General features: G+C 64.9%; 21 protein-coding genes. 7 read left to right on the forward strand and 14 right to left on the reverse strand.

Translation table 11 applies throughout. The features are described from left to right. Nucleotides 1–15 precede the first annotated feature (15 nt). On the reverse strand, nt 16–1,098 hold the full coding sequence (locus BJA_RS34600) for an ABC transporter ATP-binding protein (RefSeq protein WP_038965672.1): 1,083 nt from the start codon (nt 1,096–1,098) through the stop codon (nt 16–18). A 211-nt stretch (nt 1,099–1,309) separates the two neighbouring features. Between BJA_RS34600 and BJA_RS34605 the strand changes: the two genes are divergently transcribed. Beyond that, nucleotides 1,310–2,248 carry a LysR family transcriptional regulator gene (locus tag BJA_RS34605; protein ID WP_011089568.1) on the forward strand — a complete coding sequence of 313 codons (939 nt, stop codon included), beginning with the start codon at nt 1,310–1,312 and terminating at the stop codon, nt 2,246–2,248. 162 nt (nt 2,249–2,410) lie between these two features. Here BJA_RS34605 and uxuA read toward each other — a convergent pair whose 3' ends face one another. The 6 genes from uxuA to BJA_RS34635 all read right to left on the reverse strand — a co-directional run bounded on the left by uxuA (nt 2,411) and on the right by BJA_RS34635 (nt 8,629). Beyond that, nucleotides 2,411–3,601, reverse strand: a complete 1,191-nt coding sequence (gene uxuA / locus BJA_RS34610) for a mannonate dehydratase (RefSeq protein WP_011089569.1) — start codon at nt 3,599–3,601, stop codon at nt 2,411–2,413. A gap of 15 nt (nt 3,602–3,616) precedes the next feature. Beyond that, nucleotides 3,617–4,666: an L-idonate 5-dehydrogenase gene (locus BJA_RS34615; protein ID WP_011089570.1), complete on the reverse strand. Its 1,050-nt coding sequence runs from the start codon at nt 4,664–4,666 to the stop codon at nt 3,617–3,619. Continuing rightward, nucleotides 4,663–6,069, reverse strand: coding sequence for a TRAP transporter large permease (locus tag BJA_RS34620; RefSeq protein ID WP_011089571.1), 1,407 nt, complete (start codon nt 6,067–6,069; stop codon nt 4,663–4,665). Before BJA_RS34620 ends, BJA_RS34615 begins: the two co-directional genes overlap by 4 nt. A 4-nt stretch (nt 6,070–6,073) precedes the next feature. Continuing rightward, nucleotides 6,074–6,652: a TRAP transporter small permease gene (locus BJA_RS34625; RefSeq protein ID WP_011089572.1), complete on the reverse strand. Its 579-nt coding sequence runs from the start codon at nt 6,650–6,652 to the stop codon at nt 6,074–6,076. Between the two features lie 108 nt (nt 6,653–6,760). Further along, the gene (locus tag BJA_RS34630) at nt 6,761–7,720 is read right to left on the reverse strand and encodes a sialic acid TRAP transporter substrate-binding protein SiaP (RefSeq protein WP_038965680.1); all 960 of its coding nucleotides are present in this window, start codon (nt 7,718–7,720) and stop codon (nt 6,761–6,763) included. Nucleotides 7,721–7,807: 87 nt separating this feature from the next. Further along, nucleotides 7,808–8,629, reverse strand: a complete 822-nt coding sequence (locus tag BJA_RS34635) for a FadR/GntR family transcriptional regulator (protein ID WP_038965671.1) — start codon at nt 8,627–8,629, stop codon at nt 7,808–7,810. Between the two features lie 144 nt (nt 8,630–8,773). On the opposite strand from BJA_RS34635, the gene BJA_RS34640 reads away from it, so the two are divergent. After that, nucleotides 8,774–10,258, forward strand: a complete 1,485-nt coding sequence (locus tag BJA_RS34640; protein WP_038965670.1) for a mannitol dehydrogenase family protein — start codon at nt 8,774–8,776, stop codon at nt 10,256–10,258. A gap of 100 nt (nt 10,259–10,358) precedes the next feature. Next, nucleotides 10,359–10,766 carry a nuclear transport factor 2 family protein gene (locus tag BJA_RS34645; protein ID WP_011089576.1) on the forward strand — a complete coding sequence of 136 codons (408 nt, stop codon included), beginning with the start codon at nt 10,359–10,361 and terminating at the stop codon, nt 10,764–10,766. Between the two features lie 67 nt (nt 10,767–10,833). Here the strand turns inward: BJA_RS34645 and BJA_RS34650 are convergent, their stop codons facing one another. Then, the gene (locus BJA_RS34650; RefSeq protein ID WP_038965679.1) at nt 10,834–11,550 is read right to left on the reverse strand and encodes an HAD family hydrolase; all 717 of its coding nucleotides are present in this window, start codon (nt 11,548–11,550) and stop codon (nt 10,834–10,836) included. Nucleotides 11,551–11,706: 156 nt separating this feature from the next. Between BJA_RS34650 and BJA_RS34655 the strand changes: the two genes are divergently transcribed. After that, nucleotides 11,707–12,558, forward strand: a complete 852-nt coding sequence (locus BJA_RS34655) for an SDR family oxidoreductase (protein WP_011089578.1) — start codon at nt 11,707–11,709, stop codon at nt 12,556–12,558. Nucleotides 12,559–12,675: 117 nt separating this feature from the next. Then, the gene (locus tag BJA_RS34660; RefSeq protein ID WP_011089579.1) at nt 12,676–13,944 is read left to right on the forward strand and encodes a serine hydrolase domain-containing protein; all 1,269 of its coding nucleotides are present in this window, start codon (nt 12,676–12,678) and stop codon (nt 13,942–13,944) included. Nucleotides 13,945–14,054: 110 nt separating this feature from the next. Here the strand turns inward: BJA_RS34660 and BJA_RS34665 are convergent, their stop codons facing one another. Next, nucleotides 14,055–14,942 (reverse strand): dienelactone hydrolase family protein, encoded by an 888-nt coding sequence (locus tag BJA_RS34665; protein ID WP_011089580.1) that lies wholly within the window; start codon nt 14,940–14,942, stop codon nt 14,055–14,057. A gap of 659 nt (nt 14,943–15,601) precedes the next feature. Between BJA_RS34665 and BJA_RS34670 the strand changes: the two genes are divergently transcribed. Further along, nucleotides 15,602–16,180, forward strand: a complete 579-nt coding sequence (locus BJA_RS34670; protein WP_011089582.1) for a MarR family winged helix-turn-helix transcriptional regulator — start codon at nt 15,602–15,604, stop codon at nt 16,178–16,180. A 13-nt stretch (nt 16,181–16,193) separates the two neighbouring features. On the opposite strand, the gene BJA_RS34675 is transcribed toward BJA_RS34670, so the two are convergent. Then, a complete protein-coding gene (locus BJA_RS34675; protein WP_011089583.1) occupies nt 16,194–17,144 on the reverse strand; it encodes a hypothetical protein in 951 nt (316 codons plus the stop codon). Nucleotides 17,145–17,966: 822 nt separating this feature from the next. Here BJA_RS34675 and BJA_RS34680 point away from each other — a divergent pair. Continuing rightward, nucleotides 17,967–18,737 (forward strand): response regulator transcription factor, encoded by a 771-nt coding sequence (locus BJA_RS34680; protein WP_028175236.1) that lies wholly within the window; start codon nt 17,967–17,969, stop codon nt 18,735–18,737. Nucleotides 18,738–18,951: 214 nt separating this feature from the next. Here the strand turns inward: BJA_RS34680 and BJA_RS34685 are convergent, their stop codons facing one another. The 4 genes from BJA_RS34685 to BJA_RS34700 are packed head-to-tail and all read right to left on the reverse strand — an operon-like array spanning nt 18,952 to nt 20,858. Continuing rightward, the gene (locus BJA_RS34685; RefSeq protein ID WP_011089586.1) at nt 18,952–19,410 is read right to left on the reverse strand and encodes a hypothetical protein; all 459 of its coding nucleotides are present in this window, start codon (nt 19,408–19,410) and stop codon (nt 18,952–18,954) included. Further along, on the reverse strand, nt 19,407–19,919 hold the full coding sequence (locus BJA_RS34690) for a hypothetical protein (RefSeq protein WP_011089587.1): 513 nt from the start codon (nt 19,917–19,919) through the stop codon (nt 19,407–19,409). The genes BJA_RS34685 and BJA_RS34690 overlap by 4 nt, the downstream gene beginning before the upstream one ends. A 43-nt stretch (nt 19,920–19,962) precedes the next feature. Continuing rightward, the gene (locus tag BJA_RS34695) at nt 19,963–20,442 is read right to left on the reverse strand and encodes a rod-binding protein (RefSeq protein ID WP_028175235.1); all 480 of its coding nucleotides are present in this window, start codon (nt 20,440–20,442) and stop codon (nt 19,963–19,965) included. Continuing rightward, complete coding sequence (locus BJA_RS34700) at nt 20,439–20,858, reverse strand: hypothetical protein (protein WP_028175234.1); 420 nt, start codon at nt 20,856–20,858, stop codon at nt 20,439–20,441. The genes BJA_RS34695 and BJA_RS34700 overlap by 4 nt, the downstream gene beginning before the upstream one ends. Nucleotides 20,859–20,863: the final 5 nt, after the last annotated feature.

The following is a 20,863-nucleotide window of genomic DNA, read 5'->3' on the forward strand; positions in this document are numbered from 1 at the left end:
TGGACTAGGCTGGATTCAGTCCCCCACCCTGGGCACGACGATGGTGTCCTCGGGGTGGAGGGTGACGGTGAGGCTGCCGCCGAGCGGCGGGATGCGGCTGTAGGCCTGGTGGTAGCTCGGCTGGCGCAGGCTGAGCGCGACGCCGCCTTCGAGCGCCAGGAAGATGCGCAGGCTCTCGCCCTGGTAGACGATGTCGGTGACGGTGCCGCTGAGCCGGTTGCAGGCGGCATCCTGCGCGCCGTCGTCGATCAGCAGCTTCTCGCTGTGCACGGCCAGCATCAGGGCGTCGCCGTCGGGAATGGCGCGGGCACTGCGCAACAGGGCGCTGCCGAGCGCCACGCTGGAGGCATCGACGCGGCGGACGGGCAACATCGTCGCCTCGCCGATGAAGCTTGCGACGAAGGAATCGGCGGGATGGTCGTGCAGACGTGCCGGCTCGTCGATCTGGATCAGCCGGCCGTCCTTCATCACGGCGACGCGGTCGCTCATGGTCAGCGCCTCGCGCTGATCATGGGTGACGTAGATGATGGTGGCGCCGATGCGCCGGTGCAGCGCGCGCAGCTCGATCTGCATGGATTCGCGCAGCTGCTTGTCGAGCGCGGATAGCGGCTCGTCCATCAGGATCAGACGCGGCTCGAAGATCATGGCGCGTGCCAGCGCCACGCGCTGGCGCTGGCCGCCGGAGAGCTGCGCGATGCCGCGTTCCTCGTAGCCGGCAAGGCCGACCATCGCGAGCGCCGCGCGCACCTTGTTCGGCCAGCTCGCTTTCGGCAGGTGGCGCGCGCGCAAGGGGAAGGCGACGTTCTCGCCGACGCTCATATGCGGGAACAGCGCGTAGTTCTGGAATACGACGCCGATGTCGCGCTTGTGCGGCGGCATGTAAGTGACGTCGCGGCCGCCAAACAGGATGGTGCCGCTGGATGGCAGGATGAAGCCGCCCAGGATGCCGAGCAGCGTGGTCTTGCCGGAACCGGACGGGCCGAGCAGGGAGACGAACTCACCGGCGCCGACATTGAGGGACACGTCGTCGAGGGCGCGAACCGCGCCGTAAGCCTTGCTTGCGGACCTGATCTCGACGCTTTCCGCTCGTTTGTCCAACGATCGACCTCGCCATGTCCTGAGCCGGCGTGCCTCACTGCGCGCCATAAGCCTGCTTTATAGACAGGGATTTGGAGCACTCCTGGTTGCAGCGTGCACTGCAACCAATCCTTTGCTCGAAGCCCCTGTCTTTAGGCTGTCATGCGAATGACACCAGACTTGGCAAAACTCGGCAATTGCCAAATTCTCACCCGGCTCATAACATGACCTTATGCCCGAGCTCCGCCGGATGCTGCCGTCCAGTAACGCCCTGTTCGTCTTCGACGCAGCAGCGCGCAATGGCAGTTTCACCGCGGCGGCCGCCGAATTGAACGTCACGCAGCCCGCGGTGAGCCGGATGCTCGGCCAGTTCGAGCAGCATCTCGGCGTCCGCCTGTTCGACCGCAAGGCCGGCCGCGCGGTGCTCACCGAGGAAGGCGAGTTGCTCTATCGCCGTGTGCTCGAAGGCTTTCGCAGCATCGAGAGCGGACTCGTGGAAATCGAACGGCGGCGCAAGGGCACCGAGACGGTGACGCTGTCGGTCTCCTCCGCCTTCACCACGCATTGGCTGATGCCGCGCATCGACAAGCTGCAGCGGCAGTTTCCTGAGGTCGATTTGCGCTTCCAGCTGATCTCCGGCGCGCTGCGCGGGCCGGTGGAGAATGTCGATCTCGGCATGCGCTTTCGCGACCGCGACGAGCCGTCGTCCGGCGGCACGCTGGTGATGAAGGAAGTGATGCTGCCGATGTGCAGCCCCGGCTATCTCGGCGAGACCGACCCTGCCGAGGGCAACACCATCATCCGCCTCGCCGAGACGCCGGGCGACTGGGCCGCGGATTACGCCTCGCTTCTCACCGGGCGCCGCGGTGCGGCCAAGGCGCTGAGCTTCACCGACTATGCCGTTGTGATGCAGGCTGCCCTGCTCGGCCAAGGCATTGCGCTCGGCTGGCTGACGGTCGCTTCGCACTGGCTCCTGACCGGCGCGCTGGTGCCGGCGTCCGACACGCTCACCACCACGCGCCGCATCTGCGAATTCCTGCCGCCGCGCAACCGGCCGATGCGCCCCATCGCCACCGAGATCCGCGACTGGATCATCGCGCAGATGAAAAGCGAGATCACCGCGATCGACAAGCTCTATCCGAAACTCGGCGCGATGGCCGCGTGCTATTAGTTGCTCCCTCTCCCCGCCTGCGGAGAGAGGGTCGGGGTGAGGGGGAGTCTCCGCAAGGACGGTGAGAGTTGGACTCGCGGAGAGTCCCCCTCACCCGGATTGCATCTTCGATGCAATCCGGCCTCTCCCCGCAAGCGGGGAGAGGCGAAGCGCACCACGCCGTCACCGATGCTCGATCGCCCTGACGGCGCCGCGGAGCTCGGCGAGGCCGCGCAGGCGGCCGATCGCGGTGTAGCCGGGATTGGTGCGCTTGGTGGCGGCGAGATCGTCGAGCATGCGGTGGCCGTGATCGGGGCGGAACACGATTCTTTTGTCGGGCGAGCGCCGCGCGTTCTCCTTCAGCAGCGCCTTGAGCACGGCGACCATGTCGACGTCGCCGTCGAGATGATCGGATTCGTAGAATGACAGGCCGTCCGCCTCGCGCTTGGTCGCGCGCAGATGCGCAAACGCAATGCGCGGGCCGAAGCGCTCGGCCATTTCAGGCAGGTTGTTCTCGGGCCGCACGCCGAGCGAGCCCGTGCACAGGCAGATGCCGTTGGCCTTCGACGGCACGGCGTCGAACAGCGCCTGATAGTCGTCGGCCGAGGAGGCAATGCGCGGCAGTCCAAACAGCGGACGCGGCGGATCGTCGGGATGCAGGGTCAGCGAGACGCCGAGCTGTTCCGCAACGGGGGTGACGCGCTCCAAAAACTCGGCGAGATGCTGTCGCAGGATTCTTGGCGTGATATCGCGGTACGTTTCGAGCCGGTCGCGGAATTGCGGGATCGTCATCGGCTCGGTTGTCGAGCCGGGCAGCGCGCTGGCGATGACCATGACGAGATAGTCGATGTCGGCCTGGCTCAACTGGTCGAACAGCGTTTTCGCGCGCGCTTGCTGCTCCGGTGAATACTCCTGCGCGGCGGCCGGACGCTTAAGGATGTGCAGCTCGAACGCGGCAAAGCGATCCTGGTCGAACCGCATGGCACGAGCGCCGTTCGGCAGCTCCCATTCCAGATCGGTACGGCACCAGTCCACCACGGGCATGAAATTGTAGCAGATGATCTTGATGCCGGAAGCGGCCACGGCCTCAAGGCTCGCGATCCACGCCTCAATCGACTTCGTCGCCTTACCGCCGAGCCGCTTGACGTCGTCAGGGATCGGAATCGACTCCACCACCGACCACGTCAGTTGCGAGCGGCCGGGCTGGCCGCGCTCGATGAAGTTCTTGCGCTCCTCGACCGCCTTGCGCGTCCAGGCCTCCCCGATCGGCACCTGATGCAGCGCCGAGACGATATCCGTCGCCCCGGCCTGCCTGACGTCATCGAGCGAGACCGGATCGTCCGGTCCGTACCAGCGCCATCCTTGCAACATCATCGAGATTCTCCCGGATCAGTTCGCAGTCAGCACGACCTTGACGCTCTGCGAGCGGTCGAGCGCCAGCCGCAGCGCATCGGGTGCGGTCGAGAGCGGCCGCTCGGCCGTGACCAGCGACAGCACGTCGACGCTGCCAGCGGAAATCAGTTCCACCGCCGTCATGAACTCGAAGCCGAAGCGGAACGAGCCGCGCAGGTCGATCTCCTTCGCCATCACGGCGTTCGACGGCGTCGGGATCTGGCCACCGGGCAGATTGCCGATCTGCACCACGACGCCGCCACGCCGGACGATGCCGATCGCACTGGCAAGGCCCGCGGCCGTGCCCGAGACTTCGAACGCGACGTCGTAGGGACGTGCAGCGGCCTGCGCCTTCAGGCCCTCTTCGCCACCCGATACGTTCTCGACATGAGAGGCGCCAAGCCGGCTCGCAAAGGCGAGCGGTGCCGGTGCGATGTCGGCCACCGTGATGTCGGCCATGCCGGCACGGTGCGCGGCGAGCATGGTCAGAAGCCCGATCGGACCGGCGCCGAAGATGATGCCGCGCTTGCCCTCGATATTGCCGGCGCGCGCGACCGCGTGCAGGCAGACTGCGAGCGGCTCGGCGAGCGCTGCCGCCTGATAGGAGACGTGATCGGGAATCTTGACGCATTGCGCGGGGATCGCGTCGAAGTAATTGGCAAAGCCGCCCTGCATGTGCGGGGTCTTCGAGGCCGAGCCCATGAAATAGATGTTTTCGCAGAGGTTCGGCCGGCCCTCGCGGCAGGCGACGCAATGGCCGCACCAGCGCGACGGATTGACGGCGACGCGGTCGCCGACCTTCAGATTGGCTGCGGAACCCGATATCTCCACGACCTCGCCGGAGATCTCATGTCCCAGCACCAAAGGCGACTTCACCACGAAATCACCGGTCCGCGCATGACGGAAATAATGCATGTCCGAGCCGCAGATGCCGCCGGCGCCGAAGCGGATGCGCACCATGCCTGATGCGAGCTTGTCGAGCGGATGCTCGATCATGCGCAGATCTTCGGGGCCGAACAGGGTTGCGGCGAGAGCAGTGGAGGTCATTTGGAGAGTCCCATGTATTTAGGCAGCCAGAGGGTCAGTTCGGGGATGTAGGTGATCGCGATCAGCGCGAGCATCAGCGGCACCAGCCAGGGCAGGATCGCCACCGTCGTGCGTTCGACCGAGAGTTTTGCCACGCGGGCGAGCACGAACAGCACCATGCCGAGCGGCGGATGCAGCAGGCCGATCATCAGGTTCAGCGTCATGATCAGGCCGAAATGGATCGGATCGATGCCGAGCTTGAGCACGATCGGCAACAGGATCGGCACCAGAATGGTGATCGCCGCCGTGGTGTCGATGAAGCAGCCGACGAACAGGATCAGGACGTTGGCCAACGCAAGGAACACCCATTTGTTGTGGGTGATGCTGAGCATCCAGTCCGAGAGCATCTGGGCGGCCTGCGACACCGTCAGCAGCCAGGCGAAGATCGACGCAGCTGTCACGATGAACAGCACCGAGGCCGTGGTCTCGATGGTGTCGAAAGTCGCCTTCGCCACCGTCTTCAGCGTCATGGTGCGGTAGCGCACGAGCCCGAGGAACAGCGACCAGATCACGGCGGCAACCGCGGCCTCGGTCGGCGTGAACCAGCCCAGCGTCATGCCGCCGATCAGGATCACCGGCGCCATCAGCGCCATCACCGCGGAGAAGTCGAAATACCAGTCGATCGCGAGCAGCACGCCGAGCCCGATGACGACCGCCATGTTGGTCGACATGCCGGCGACCACCATCAGCCAGATCGCGAGCGGGAAAGCGAGCACGATGGCGATCTCGAGGCCGGCCGAGCCGAGCTGCGGCCAGGAGAACGGCGTGTCGCTGCCCCATTTGTTCTTGTGCGCGAAGTAGGTGACGGTGGCCATCATCAGAAGCGTCATGACGATGCCGGGAATGACGCCGCCCAGGAACAGTGCGCCGATCGAGACGTTCGCCATCATGCCGTAGATCACGAAGGGCAGCGACGGCGGGATGATCGGGCCGAGCGTCGCGGACGCCGCAGTGACGCCGACCGAGAACTCGGTCGAATAGCCGTGGTCCTTCATCGCCTTGATCTCGATGGTGCCGAGGCCGGCAGCGTCCGCGATGGCGGTGCCCGACATGCCGGAGAAGATCACCGAGCCGATGATGTTGACGTGGCCGAGGCCGCCGCGCATCCAGCCGACCAGCGCGACCGCGAACTTGTAGATGCGGCCGGTGACGCCGGCGATGTTCATGAGGTTGCCGGCCAGGATGAAGAACGGCACGGCGAGCAGCGGGAAGCTCTCGACGCCGGCGATCATGCGCTGCGCCAGCGTGACGTCGGGCGTCACGCCGCTGACCAGGATGTAGAGCAGCGACGACGCGGCCATGGCGATCGCCACGGGAACGCCGAGCAGCATCAGGAGGAGAAAACCACCAAGCAACAGCAGCATGACCTTACCCTTCAAAACCGTCGTAGGCGCCGGGACGTTCGAGGATCGAGTAGCCCTGTCGCAGATGTTGCAGCGCCACCTGCACCGAGCGCGCGAACATCAGCACGAAGCCGGCCAGCACGGCGTAATAGACGTAGTCCTTGGGAAGATTGATCGTGGTCATCGACTCGTCGCCGATGATCTGGATGTAGACCCAGACCAGCTTGATGGCGTAGCCGAAGAAGGCGATCCGGATCAGGTCGATGACCGTCGACAGCGTGCGCGCGACGAGATGCGGCAGATAACGGTAGATCAGATCGACCTGGATGTGCCGCGACAGCCGCACGCACATCGAGGCGCCGATGAAGACCACGCCGATTAGGCAGTAGGTCGCGATCTCCTCGGTCCAGGCATAGCTGTCGTTGAGGACGTAGCGGGTGAAGAACTGGAGGAAGACGGCGAGCGCCATCACCCAGAAGATCGCCAGCGCCACCCAGTCCTCGAAAGCGTAGATGCCGAGATCGACCTTCGGCGTCGCCTCCTCCTCGAAGGTGTGGGCGATCTCGTCCGCGGTGATCTGCCGGTGTATTTCGGCGGTCGACATGGGGTTACCTCTCTCCAAATCGTCGTTCCGGGGCGACGCGTCAGCGTCGAACCCGGAACCTCGAGATTCCGGGTTCTCGCTTCGCGAGCCCCGGAATGACAGTCACTGCTATTTAACTTCCTGAATCCGTTCCCAATCCGCCTTGCGATAGCCAAACGTCTCGAACGCGACGTTCTTCAGCACGGTGTCGCGGAACTCGTTCTTGTCGACCTCGGTCACGGTCAGGCCCTTCTCCTTGAAGAAGGCGACCAGCTTGGCTTCGTTCTGCTTGATCTCCGCGGTCGCCTTGGCGGCGGCCTCCTGCGCGACGTCGGTGAAGATCTTCTTGTCCTCGTCCGAGAGCTTCTTCCAGAGCGCGCCCGCCACCACCGTGTTGAGGTGGTCGACGATGTGACCGGTCAGCACGATGTGCTTCTGCACCTCGTAGAACTTCTTGGCCTCGATCGTGGTCAGCGGATTCTCCTGTGCCTCGACGGTGCCGTTCTGGAGCGCGAGATAGACTTCGGCGAACGCGATCGGCGCGGTGTTGGCGCCGCAGGCGCGCGGCATTGCGAGATAGGCCGGAACGTCGGGCACGCGCATCTTCAGGCCCTTGAGGTCGGCGCAGCTCTTGATCGGCTTGTTCGACGAGGTCTGGCGCACGCCGTAATAGGTCACGGCGACGATGTGGTGGCCGCTCTTGTCCTCATAGCCCTTGGCGAGTTCCTTGAAGATGTCGCTCTTGGTGTAGGCCAGGAGATGATCGGCGTCGCGGAAGGTGTAGGGATAGTAGGTCACGCCGATCGGCGGGAAGCTCTTGGCCGCGAAGCTCGAGCCGGAGATGATGATGTCGACCGAGCCGAGCGAAAGGCCCTGGTTGATGTCGGCTTCCTTGCCGAGCTGGGACGCCGGATAGACATCGACCGCATAGCGCCCCTTGGTGCGCTTGCCGATCTCCTGCGCGGCCCAGACCGAAGCGGTATGGAACGGCTCAGAGGTCTCGTAGACATGGGCCCATTTCAGCTTGGTCTGCGCCATGCCGGCCTGGGTCGTTGCAAACATCGCCGCGGCCGAGACCGCGAGCATCATCGTCATCTTCTTCAACACTGACTTTTCCTCCATCGTTCAAGTCTGCTTCTTGTTCGCCCGCCTGCAAGGAATGCGGGCCGCCCAATCTCATCGCCGCCGCGCGCTGCCGCTCTTGGCTTGCTTCTTGGCCTGTTTTTCGGCCTGCTTCTTCGGCGCCCGCTCTGGTTTTGCCGGCGTTGCCGGAGATCGTGCCGGGGACGATCCTGACGCAGCCACGGCGCCGAAATTCTGCGCAAAGCGCTCCTGCGAGCGCGCCAGGTGTTTGCGCATCGCCTCGCGCGCGGCGTCCGGATCATGCGCGGCGATCGCGTCGCGCACGGCGCGATGCTCGTCGAGCGCGGTGCGCCAGGTGCCCGGGTTCTCGAAATAATGCGCAAGCTGCGCGAAATAGGGATTGAGGCGCTGGTCGAACAGCTCGCCGACCACGCGCACCAGGACGGCATTGCCGAGACTTCCGGCGATCGCGACATGGAAGGCGCGGTCGTGGACCATCGAGGCTTCGCCGGGGTGCTCGACATTCTCCATCGCGAGAAGCGACGCGTCGATGCGCGCGACGTCGTCCTTGGTCGCGACGCGCGCGGCCTGCTCGGCGATGGCACTCTCCAGGAATTCGCGGGCGCGCAACAGCTCGAACGGCCCCTCGATGACGGAAGCGGTCGCAGGCGCCGCAACGGCCGCGGGCTCGATCACATAGATGCCGGACCCGACGCGGATGCGCAGGCGGCCTTCGACCTCGAGCGCGATCAGGGCTTCGCGCACCGTCGGCCGCGACACCTTGAGCTGCTCGGCGAGCTCGCGCTCGGTCGGCAAGCGGCTGCCGACCGCGTACTCGCCGCTGTCGATCAGGCTTCGCAATTGATCGGCGACCTGGCGATAGAGCCGTCTCGCCTCCACAGCTTCCAGCGGCACGCTGGTCCTCCCCGAAAGGGTCGCGCGGGGTCGTCCAAACCCGCCGCCCGCCAATTTTGGATAATTGGCCTTACCAATTGACCGGAGCATTGACCGAGGACGGGCGCCATGTCAAGCAGCGGCCAAAGACAGGGAGAGACGACCATGCGCCATAATTCAACGCGTCTTGGCCGCGCCAATCTCGACCGGCTGCCGCCGGCCATCCGCCGCCCGGCCTATGACCGATCGCGCGTCACGCCCGGCATCGTGCATCTGGGCCTCGGGGCCTTTCATCGCGCGCATCAGGCCGTCGTCATCGACGATTGCCTTGCCACAGGCAGCGCATCCTGGGGCATCGTCGGCGCGAGCCTGCGCAGCCCGGATACGCGCGACGCCCTCGCCCCGCAGGATCATCTCTACACCGTTGCCGTTCGTGCCACTGAGGGCACCGAGCACCGCGTCATCGGCGCTTTGCTCGACAGCGTCGTCGCACGCGAGAACCCGGTGCGGTTGATCGAGCGGATGGCCGATCCCGCCATTCGCATCGTCTCGCTCACCGTCACCGAGAAAGGCTATTGTCATACGCCGCAGACCGGCGATCTCGACGAGCGGCATCCGGACGTCGTGCACGATCTCAACAATTTTGACGCGCCGCGCTCGGCCCCCGGCTTCATCGTGGCCGCGCTGGCGCGCCGCCGGGCGCAGGGGCTTGCGCCCTTCACCGTGCTGTGCTGCGACAACCTCGCCGCCAACGGCCACACCGTGCAACGGATCGTGACGCAGTTCGCGGCGCTGCGCTCGAAGGATCTCGGCAAGTGGATCGCGGATACCGCAGCCTTTCCCTCGACCATGGTCGACCGCATCGTGCCGGAGACGACGGATGCCGACCGCGATGCGGTGTCATCCGCGCTGGGCTTCCGCGACGCCTGGCCGGTGATGACCGAGCCCTTCACGCAATGGGTGGTCGAGGACCGCTTCGCGGCGGGCCGGCCCGATCTTGCCGCCGCGGGCGTCGAGCTCGTCACCGACGTCAAGCCGTTCGAGCTGATGAAGCTTCGGCTGCTCAACGCCAGCCATTCCGCGCTCGCCTATCTCGGCTATCTCGCCGGCTACGAGACCATCGCCGACACCATGCAGGATCCGCACTTCGCGCGTCTCGCCGCGCAGGTGATGGAAGAGGCCGCGGTGACGCTGAAGATGCCGGCGAGCACCGACCTTGCCGCCTATCGCGCCTCGCTGCTCAAGCGCTTCGCCAATCCGGCGCTGCATCATCGCACCTGGCAGATCGCGATGGACGGCTCGCAAAAGCTGCCGCAACGCCTGCTCGGCGCGATGCGGGATCGCCTCGCCAAGAACCTGCCGATCGCGACGCATGCGCTCGCGGTGGCCGGCTGGATGCGCTACGTCACCGCGCGCGACGAGCACGGCCGCGCCATCGACGTGCGCGATCCCCTCGCCGGCGAGTTCGCAGGCTTGGCGCGCGAGGCGGGCCCTGTCGCCGAACGGCTCGCGCCCGCACTGCTCGGGGTCGGACAAGTGTTCGGGCCGCTGGGTGCCGAGCCGCGCCTGCGCGAGGCCGTGATCGCGGCGCTCGGCCGTCTCTATACGGACGGCGCGCGGCGGGCGGTGGAGACGCACGTTTCTGCGTGACCACAAACTGGGCAGTAATGCTGCACTGCGGTCCAAATCGAACGCAAAGTCGACGGAAGTCGCGCTTGATTTTTGCCTGTCATTGCCTCACCCGAGAGCAATGGCAAAGGACAGCAAGGTCATCGCCGCGAACGCGGCCTTCTACGCCGCCTTTTCAACGGGCGACTTCGCCGGAATGGAACAGATGTGGGCGGATGACGACGCCATCTCCTGCATCCATCCCGGCTGGCCTGCGATCATCGGGCGGGCCACCGTGATCGGGAGCTGGCGCGACATCCTGCAAAATCCGGAGCGACCGCAGATCGTCTGCGCCGAGCCGCAGGCCATCGTCGACGGCGACTGCGCGCGCGTGCTCTGCATCGAGATCCTCGACGGCACCGCCTTGGCCGCTGCCAACCATTTTCGCCGCGTCGGCGACGACTGGCGCCTGGTTCACCATCAGTCGAGCCCGATTGCGCAGATTGTCGAGCAGGCTGAAGACGATAGAACGAGTCACCGCGTCCACTGAAGGCGGCAGGCCCGCCGGCCCGTTCTACTGTGCATGGGGTTGTTTTTCAGTTTTTTAGTTGGCGACCTCATCGAAGCCCCGACAGATCGTCCAGCACCAACCGTGCCGCGCCGAGATCATCGTCCCGGAAGAACATGCTGCGGGTGATCAGAACCGGGATGTTCGCCCGCGACGCCGCAATCAGGCCGTTGGCGGAATCCTCGATTGCGACGCAGTCGAAAGGCTCCATCTTCAGCCGCGCCAGGACTTCGAGATAGACATCCGGCGCAGGCTTCTTGTGCCGCACGTCGTCGCCGGCAACGATCGCATCGAAGTCCGCGGCCCAGCGCATCCCCAGCGCCCGCGACAGCAGCGCATCGATGTTGCCGTGCGAGGTGGTGGTCGCGATCGCAAGCCGCTGGCCGCGGGCCTTCGCCGCGGTCAGAAGGTCCGTCACGCCCGGCCGCAGCGGGCAACAGCCGGTCTCGATCAGCGCGGCGTAGTGCGCGGTCTTGACGCGGTGGAGTTCGGCGATGTCTTCGTCTGACAATGGCCGGGCAATCCGCAGCCGAGCGTGGTGAGCGCGAATTCGCTCCTTGCCGCCTGTCACCCGCAGCAGGTCCTTGTAGACGGCGCGGTCCCAATGCCAGTCGAGACCGTGGCGGACAAAGGCATGGTTGAAGGCCTGCCGATGCAGTTCCTCCGTCTCGGCCAGGGTGCCGTCGACATCGAAGATCAGCGCGGCCGCGCGCCGGATCAGCTCCGCGGCGTCCAATGGCGGCATAGTGGCCGCTTCTGCCTGCATGATCGACGCTTCCCTGATGACATCTCCGCGACGAGCGATCATCGCCCGCACTGGCGGGCGCGTAAAATTGCAATATCTTTTGCCGGACCCAAAAATCCCTTATGAGCGGGGGCGCGCAGCTGGCGCGACGGGAACTCCGACCTGCACGGGAGAGGCATGCGGCTCTTCATTCTAGGCTTCGGCTACAGCGCCAGGCATTTCGTCCGCAGATTCGGCGGAACGTTCTCGCACATCGCCGGCACGGTGCGCGATCCCGCGAAACGGGATGACCTTGCAGGCATCGAGGTGCACCCGTTTTCCGGCAGCCGCCCGGCTCGCGAGACGGCCGAACGTATCAGCGACGCCGATGTCCTTCTCATCTCGATCCCGCCCGGCAGCGCCGGCGATCCCGCAATCGCGGCCTGCGCGGACGTGCTGGCCGGGGGCCGTCAGCGCAAGATCATCTACCTGTCCACGATCGGCGTCTATGGCGATCACGCAGGCAGCTGGGTGGACGAAAGCACGCCGCCGCAGGCCGCCCTCGACCGCACACGCATGCGGCTCGCAGCGGAGCAGGCCTGGACGGATATCGGGCGCGGCGATGTCGCGATCCTGCGGCTTGCAGGCATCTACGGTCCCGGCCGCAACGCGCTGGTGACGCTGCGCGCCGGAACGGCCCGGCGCATCATCAAGCCCGGACAGGTCTTCAACCGCATCCACACCGACGACATCGCAAGCGCGATCATGGCCGCGGTTCGTCACCAGGGCAGCGGCACCTGGAACGTCTGCGACGACGAGCCCGCGCCGCCGCAGGACGTGATCGCCTATGCGGCCCAGCTCATGGGCGTCGCGCCGCCGCCCGAAGAGGCGTTCGAGACCGCCGAGATGTCGGCGATGGCGCGTAGCTTCTATGCCAGCAGCGCTCGCGTCTCCAACGCGAAATTGAAGCGCGAGCTCGGCGTCACGCTGGCCTATCCGACCTACCGCCACGCCCTGGATGCACTGTGGCGCGCGGGCGAAGGACGATAGGATCCACCTCCGACGCCTCCCAGACATGCCCTGCCTGCGCTTGACTTCGCCCCAGTGCGATCGTGATCTAGGTGCCGCGCGAGCCACAACGAAACGAGCTCGCCTTGGGAGGATACAATGAAGAAGACGATCGCCATGATCGCGGCGGCGGCTGCCGTCATCGCATTCGGTGCAGCGCGCGCCGCACCGCTGCCCGAAGCCAATCCTGACGACGCCGGTTTCTCGAAGCAGGGTCTTGCACGGCTCGACAGTTTCTTCGCCCGCGAAATCGCCGCAAAGCGCGTGCCCGGCGCCGTCGTCGCAGTGGCGCGTGACGGCAAGCTCGTGCACTACAAGGCCTATGGCCTGCTCGATCCGGACAAGGGCACGCCGATGCCGGTCGACGCGATCTTCGCGCTGGCCTCGATGACCAAGCCGATGGCCGCAGTCGCAGGCCTGACGCTGATGGAGAAGGGCCAGTTGCCGCTCCAGGCCAGGCTGTCCGACTACTATCCCGGCTTTGCCGACATGAAGGTCGGCGTTCAGCAGGCCGACGGCTCGCTCAAGCTCGAGCCGCAGGCCTCGCCGATCTTCATCCACGATCTCTACCGGCATACGTCCGGATTGATGTATGGCGGTCGCTCGGACAGTTCGAGCCCGGTGGCGCGGCAATACCCTGATGGCGTCGCGCCGGCGATCGAAGGCGACACGCAGGCCTTCGTCGACCGCATCACAAAGCTGCCGCTGGCGCATCAGCCCTCGACCGAGTTCGAATACGGCTTTTCGATCGATGTGCTCGGCGCCGTCGTCGAGAAGGTGAGCGAACAGCGGCTCGGCGACTATCTCGCCGCCAATGTGTGGCAGCCGCTCGGCATGAAGGACGCGACCTTCCACCCGACCGACGCGCAGCGCCCTCGCCTCGCCCGCCCGTTTGCCAACGATCCGCTGACGGGGAAGCCGCAAGCCATCAAGCTGCTGGACACGCCGACCAGGTTCGACTGCGGCGGCGCCTGTTCGTTCGCGACGGTCGGCGACTACATCCGCTTCGGGCAGATGCTGCTCAACGGCGGCGAGCTCGACGGCCAGCGCATCCTCGGCCCGAAGACCGTGCATCATATGACGACCAACCATCTCGGCCCCGAGATCAAGAACAACGTGGCGGTCATCGAGCCGCATCGCGCCGGTTTCGGCTTTGGCCTCGCGGTTGCGGTCCGCACCGGCGAAGGGGTGTCGTCGGTCCCCGGCAACCCCGGCGAGTTCACCTGGAACGGCGCGTTCGGAACGCAGTTCTTCTGCGATCCCAGGGAGCGTCTCGTCGTCGTGGTGGGAACGGCGGCGCCCGGTGAGCTCAGGAAATACTATCGCGAGCAGGTCCAGGACATCGTCTATGGCGCGATGGTGAAGTGAGATCGGCACGCTGAAACAGAAAGGGCGGCCGTGCGGGCCGCCCTCTTGAATTGCTTGAGCATGATCTTGTCGGAAAACCGCTGCACACTTTTCCGGATCATGCTCCGGCGTCAGCTCAGGACGCCATATTTCTTGAACCAGGCCTCGGCCTGCTTCCAGGCATCTTCCGCGGCGTCCTTGCGGTAGCTGCCGCGGTAGTCGGCATGGAAGCCGTGCGGCGCTTCGGGGTAGATCTTGAATTCGGCCGTCTTCTTGTTCTGCTCGAGCGCCGCCTTGAGCTGCTCGACCTGCGCAACGGGAATGCCGGTATCGGCGCCGCCATAGAGGCCGAGCACCGGCGTCTTCATCTCGGGTGCGAGCTGGAGCGGGCTCTTCGGCCACAGTGGATTGGCGGGGTCGACCACCGTCCCATAGAATGCGACACCCGCCTTGAGAGTACCGCCGTGAGCGGCATATTCCCAGACGGAGCGCCCGCCGCGGCAGAAGCCGATGATACCGAGCTTGGCGGTATCGCCGCCCTGCGATCCCGCCCACGCCACCGTCACGTCGAGATCGGACAGCAGCTCGGCGTCCGGCTTGGCATTCACGACCGCCAACAGGTCCTTGATGTCGGTCACCTTGGTCAGGTCGACGCCCTTGCGGAAGTAATAGTCGGGCGCGATTGCGAATGCGCCGAGCTTGGCCAGGCGCCGCGTCACGTCCTTGATGTATTCGTGCAGGCCGAAAATCTCCATCGCCACGATGATCACCGGCGCCTTGGTGTTGCCGGCGGGGCGGGCGAAATAGGCAGGCATCTCCTCGGAGCCGACCTTGATCCTGGCGTCGCCGGCCTGGAGGCCCTTGGTATCCGTCGCGATCACCTCGGCACGGACGGGACCTGCCGCAAGCGTGTAGCCAGCGGCGACGGCTGCGGTCGCGCTCATGAATCCGCGGCGCGAGACCGGGGCAACTTTCGTCAGCCCGACGACGTCGGATGTCATGATCGTTTCGAAACTCATCAGTCTATTCCTTCCTGCTGCCTGGTACCCCCGGGGGCGACGCATTCGCCAATAGTTGCCGAGGAAACGCAAATCACCAGCCTGCGAGCATGCGGTCTGCAGGCATGTCCCTGACGCCGCTCCCCCATGTCCTGCCTGAGCTGAATCGAGATGATGCCGCTGGCCGGCGATCGTCCGCGCAAGGCCACGCGCAAGCTTTCCGGATTTGATCGTGTGCCCGATTTAACCGCGTGGCTGCGCTGCGGCGCAACATCCATTAACCGAAAATAGGGGTTCTTCCGCCGCGCCTCACGCGGTCAGAAGCTGCAGACACTCCGCCCCCTCGCGCAATTCGAAACGCTTCGCCGCAACAAACGGGCTGCATGGTGGCCGCAACGACACATCATGTTGCCGGGATGTTGCGCGCTATCGGAATCCCGCACGCGAGCCGCCGTCATTTGACTGAAATTTTCAGAAGAGTTGAGCCGCGCGGTTTACTCGAACTTTCTTTGTGACGCTCTAGTTCCACGGCCGGAAGTTCCATCTCCGGAAACGGAGGACGTCTTCCCAGTGGGCGCGCCGTCCGACCAAGGATCGCCCGCGGGTTTCATTCTCGTCCACCCAGATTGCGCTCCCCCGAAGGCTCAGTTGAATAAAGCTTTATCCGACTTGGAAGTGAAATGAATTTGGCTCGCGAATCGATTGAACTGTTGGAGCAGGTCGCACGAATCCTCTGGTTCGAAGGCACCAAGCACGGCTTGCGCGATCGCGAGTGGATGGCGCTGCGCTTCCTCTCCCGCGCCAACCGGTTTTCCCGCACGCCCTCGGCGCTCGCGAGTTACGTCGGCACCACGCGCGGCACCGCCTCGTTCATCATCGGCGAGCTGGAACGGCTCGGCTATCTCGAGCGAAAGCGCTCGGCCAAGGACAAGCGGTCGGTGATGCTGAGCGTTACGCAGCCGGGCAAGAAGTTCCTGGCGCGCGATCCCGTCAACGTCCTCGTCGAGGCGATTGCTGTGCTCGACGACGAGGCCAAGATCCGCTTCCGCGACGCGCTCCGCCACGTGCTGGACCAGTCGGACGCGGCCGAGCAGCGGCACCATACCGACGTCTGCAAGCGCTGCATCTTCCTCCGGGAAGATCGCACCGCGGCGGACGGCAAGACGACGGTCGAGTTCAGCTGCCGCCTGTTTCGCGCGCCAATCGCGGAGCCGGAGGTCGATCTGCTATGCACCAGCTTCGAGCATCACCGCCAATAGAGGCGGCGCTCGATCACGGCGTTGCCTTGCGCGACGAGTAGATCACGCCCCCGCTGGATTCGACCACAAGGCGCCCGTTCTCGTTCCGGATCTCCTCGATGCGGCCAAGGCCGGGCACCTGCTGCCCCAGCACGGCCTCGATGACGCCGTTCGGGCTTTGCAGGATCGCAATCCCCTCATAGGCCTGGCGCACCGACCAGCCCTTGACCACCTTCCGCGGCACTGATGCGCGCTCGGAGGGAGACACCGAGCCCGTGACCTCGGGCGCTGCGAGCGAAGCCATCATCGGCGCGGCCTGCGACGACGGCTGCGATTGCGCCACTGTCGGCGCCGGAGCCTGGGCTTGCGCCTGGGCGAGCTTGTCGAGCTTGACCGTCGAGGACGAGCTCACCCGCTCGATGCGGTCCAGATTCTCGGCAAACCTGCCGAAGCGATCGTTGGTCGCCTTGCTCGATTGATCGACCGCGGTGCGCAGGCCGTCGAGATTTTCGGACACGCCCGACACCTGCTTGCGCAGCTGGGCGACCGTCTCGCGCAGATTCCTGATCTCCGTATTGGCCGCGACATTGTTCTGGGCGGGCTGCGTGGTGAGATAGGCAATCACACCGGTGCAGGCGCAGACCACCAGGATGGCGGCGACCGCCAACGTTGCGAGCGGCGCGACCCAGGTCGGACGGGGCGGCGGCGGCTTGGCCACGATCACTGCCGGCTTCATCACGACCGGCGCGGGCTTGGGTATCGCCATCTTGTCGAGGCGCGCCTTGGCGCGAATGCGCTTCAGCCCCTCGAGCGCCTCTTTCGCCAGCGCTTCGTCGCTCGCCGCAGCCGACGCACGCTTTGCGCTCGCGGCAGGCTTGGCCGTTTGCGTCGCGCTGTCCCTTGTATTGCGTGGCTCCGGAGCCGGCTTCGCCGCCGAGGAAACGTCAGCGGTCTCGTTGGGACGAGCTTTTCCATCGGACAACATGCGAGAATGCTCCGTTCGGTTAGATCTATCGAACGACGAATTTATTTGTCGAAGCTTGCCCGAAACGTGCGCATCGAAAACTTTTCATCACGCACGATGCGACGTCGCATGAGTCAAACGCGTCACGCACGTGGCGAGAGTGCGACTCGAAAGACACACCCTCGCCAAGATTTCGCCAAGCTGGAGTCGCCTCGCCACACATGAGTCGAATTGTCGCATGTGGAAAACCGGTGGAGAGAGTCAATCCGGGGTTGAAAACCCCTCCATACGCCTACCCCGCAGCACCACCCGAAATAGCTGTGATTATACGGGGATGCGGAACTATAGATCCGTCACGGTGCAAAACTAGTTCAAAATCCAAATCAACTGATGCGATTGAATATATCAAGAAACAACTCGAAACAAACCAACAGCATCAAACACACATAGCAATCGCTTTGATGCGCGCGCTTGATCGGAAATCGGCAATTGTTACGGTCCTATCCAAGTGATTCTCGCCAGTTGGCGAGGAGATCGGCAAGGTTCAGTAGCGTTCGGACGCGATAAGCAACTTGGCGCAACTGTTCTAGGTCGCTGTCTCAATCCGCTCCGCGAGGTGATCCGTAAGACACCCGCCGAGCCTCACGCAGTAAGCGTTCAGTATCGAGTCGAAGTAACAGGCCCGCGGAAAACGCAGGCACTGAATGCGTAGGGCTGCCCGCGAATATCGAAACCATAACAACGGTTCGCGGGATGGAAATATCGTCAAACAGCATGGTCGCCGAGCCGGGCATCACAACAACCAACCGGCCGCGATAAGTGCGAAACAGGGGCGAAAGACTGATGTATATTATCGTTGATGATCGTGAGAGCGTCACGAACAGCTACGTTGGAGGGCTCGTTCGCGAAGGCGTATCGTCGATCGGCTTCTCCTCCGGAGAATTCTGGGACTGGCTGCAATCTGCGAGTGAATCGGACCTGGCAGCGGTCGACGCCTTCCTCCTCGGGGATTGCGACGCCCGCGGAAGCCTGCCGCGGGCGATGCGCAAGCGCTCCTCGGCTCCCATCATCGCCATGAGCGGCCAGAAGATGCTCAAGAACACGCTGGAGCTGTTCGAATCGGGCGTTGACGACGTCGTGTACGTGCCGATTCACCTGCGCGAGATCCTCGCCCGAACGGCCGCGATCGCGCGCCGCCGGGTGGGCGAGTTGCCGAGACCCTGCGAGACCAGGATCCAGGTCTTCTTCAACGGGCGCGACCCCGAGATCGCGGGCCACGCCCTCACCCTGCCCCGCCGTGAATTGCGTATTCTCGAATATATGGTCAGCAACCACGGCAAGTGGATCACCAAGACGCAGATCTTCAACGCGGTCTACGGCATCTTCGAGTCGACCTTCGACGAGAGCGTGATCGAGAGCCACGTCAGCAAACTGCGCAAGAAGCTCCGCGACCGCCTCGGCTTCGACGCGATCGTGGCCCGGCGTTATGTCGGATACCGCCTCAACATCCCCGCCGGCGAGACCGTCGACGTGCCGATGCAGGAGCTCGACGAGGTCGGCATCCTCCTCAACCGGGCGCACATCGCCCCGGCGGCCTATCCGGCCGGTAACTGACGCGGCTGAGCGCTGCCGCGAAAAACGACAACGGCCTCTGCGGAGCACCTTCGCAGAGGCCGTTGTACTTTCGGCGGCTGAGACGGCAGAAGGCAAGGCCCCGAGGCGCGAGGCGCCGCCATACCAAAGCGCTGCGAAATCAGGGGCGCGCTTTGGTTTCCAGGTCGAGCACGATCCTTCCGGAAAGCCGCTTCGCGCCTGTCCGGGCCATGCGCTAGGGTTTCTGCTGGAATTCTTCCTTCGAGACGTAGTTGAAGTCCTCGACCAGGACGTCCTGGACGACGTCGGCCTGCATCCGCTCGTTGACGCGCTGCTTGATGCCCGTCGTGAGGATGGAGAGGTCGTAGCGCGCGAGCTTCCTGAAATCGAGGCGGTCGTCGGCATAGATCCTGCGGAAGGCCTCGTCGACGACGAACGGCTCCGGCGGAACGTTGAGCTGGTGCATGGTCCGCGCCTCCACGGTGTAGACGAAGCGCGCGACGATGTAGCCCTGCACATTGCCGTTCTCGACCATGGGCACGCTCAGCGCCCGCGTCTTCTGGTATTGGAGCCCGTCGAGATATGCGTCCTTTGCCGGCAGCAGGCTGCCGTTTTCCTTCCAATAGGCCACGGCGTAGCTCGTGCCTGCCGTGAGGATGCAGACCCAGAGCCCGGCAAGCACGAGTCTGATCATTTTCCGTCCTGCGTTGCGCGACCGGTATAGGTGCCGTCCGAATCGGCATCCTTGATTGCCTTGACGATGATGGTCGCGACCTCGCGCACCGCGTCGTAATGCATTTCGAGGATGGAACGATTCCGCTCCAGCTTCTCGCGCAGCCGCTGGACCTCCTCGGTGATCTCGACCTCGCTGCCGAGATGCATCCGCGCCCGCATCAGGCGGACGAACTCGAGCATGCTCCGGCTCTTGCGGGCGCTGAAATCGTCGAAATCGATCTTCTTGCCCGTCGCGAGCGCAACCGTCTCCTCCTCGACGATACTCTCGAGCCTGCGGATCGCCGCCAGCAGGCCGCGCACTTCGTCCGCTCTCGCCGCCTCGGCCCTGTCGACCACCGCCTCGCCGCCGACATTCGGCAGCAGCACGGGCAACAGCGCATTGCTCGATGCCGCTTCAACCGTCATCGCCTCGGCGTCCACGACCGGCTGCTCCATCACCAGGACCGCCGCGCCTTCTTGTGCCTGCATTGGAAATTCACCCCTCAACTTCTGTCACCCATTCCTCGGATCATCATCCGGCCTTCCCCGTCACGTCCGGCCCCGCCGGATGCGCGCCGGCAAGCTGCCTCGCAATGCCGATGCCCTTGCCCTTCGCGAGCTGGTTGCCGAGTTGCTCCGCCAGCATCGACTTCCAGACGCTGCCGGCGGTCCCCTTGCCGAAGAGTTCCTCGGATTCCTTCGGCAGCATCGTCTCGACGAAGGTCTGGAGGATGAACGCCTCGAACTTCCGATAGACCTCGCCGGACGCTGGCGCCTTGATCACCTGCACCGGCGCCCCGTTCACCGCACCCGACTGCGCTTCGGAAACCTTCGCCGCGGATTGATCGGCACCAGCCGCCGCGGCCTTGCCGGCCTCCGCGTCCATCGTCGCGGCGAAATCGGCGGCGGATGATTTCAGCGCATCGAGCTTCGCGGTCGCCGCGCGTTGCGTCACGGGATCGGCGGCCTCGATAACGTCGAGAACGAGGTCGGGTGTCGCTGTCACGATCATGTCTTGTTCCGGCTGGCTGGCCGTGGCGTCCACTCGCGCACGGTGAGGCTTGTTCCCGTCATCTCCTCGAGCGAGCGCTTCTCCGCCTCGCGAAGCTTGTCCGCGAGCGCCGCCTTGGCGACTTCCTCGAGCTGTTTCACGCGCCGGCTCTCCGCACGAACCTGGTCGAGCTGCCGCGAAGCCTGCTCATTCACGGCGCGCGCGCCGACGCTCGTCCTGTTGAGGCGCCGCGCGATCGACGCGCTCGACGACCCCGCCGGCGGCTTGCCCTCGTTCAGCGCCCCGACCAGCCATTCCTGTTCGTCCTGCAGGCTGCGCTCCTGCTGCCGCAAGTGCGCGAGCTGCCATTCGGACAGCCGGAGCTGGAGCTTCACGAGCGAGACCATCCGACCGAGCTTGTCTGCGCGCGACCTCATGACGG

It is taken from the genome of Bradyrhizobium diazoefficiens USDA 110 (assembly GCF_000011365.1).
Classification (GTDB): domain Bacteria; phylum Pseudomonadota; class Alphaproteobacteria; order Rhizobiales; family Xanthobacteraceae; genus Bradyrhizobium; species Bradyrhizobium diazoefficiens.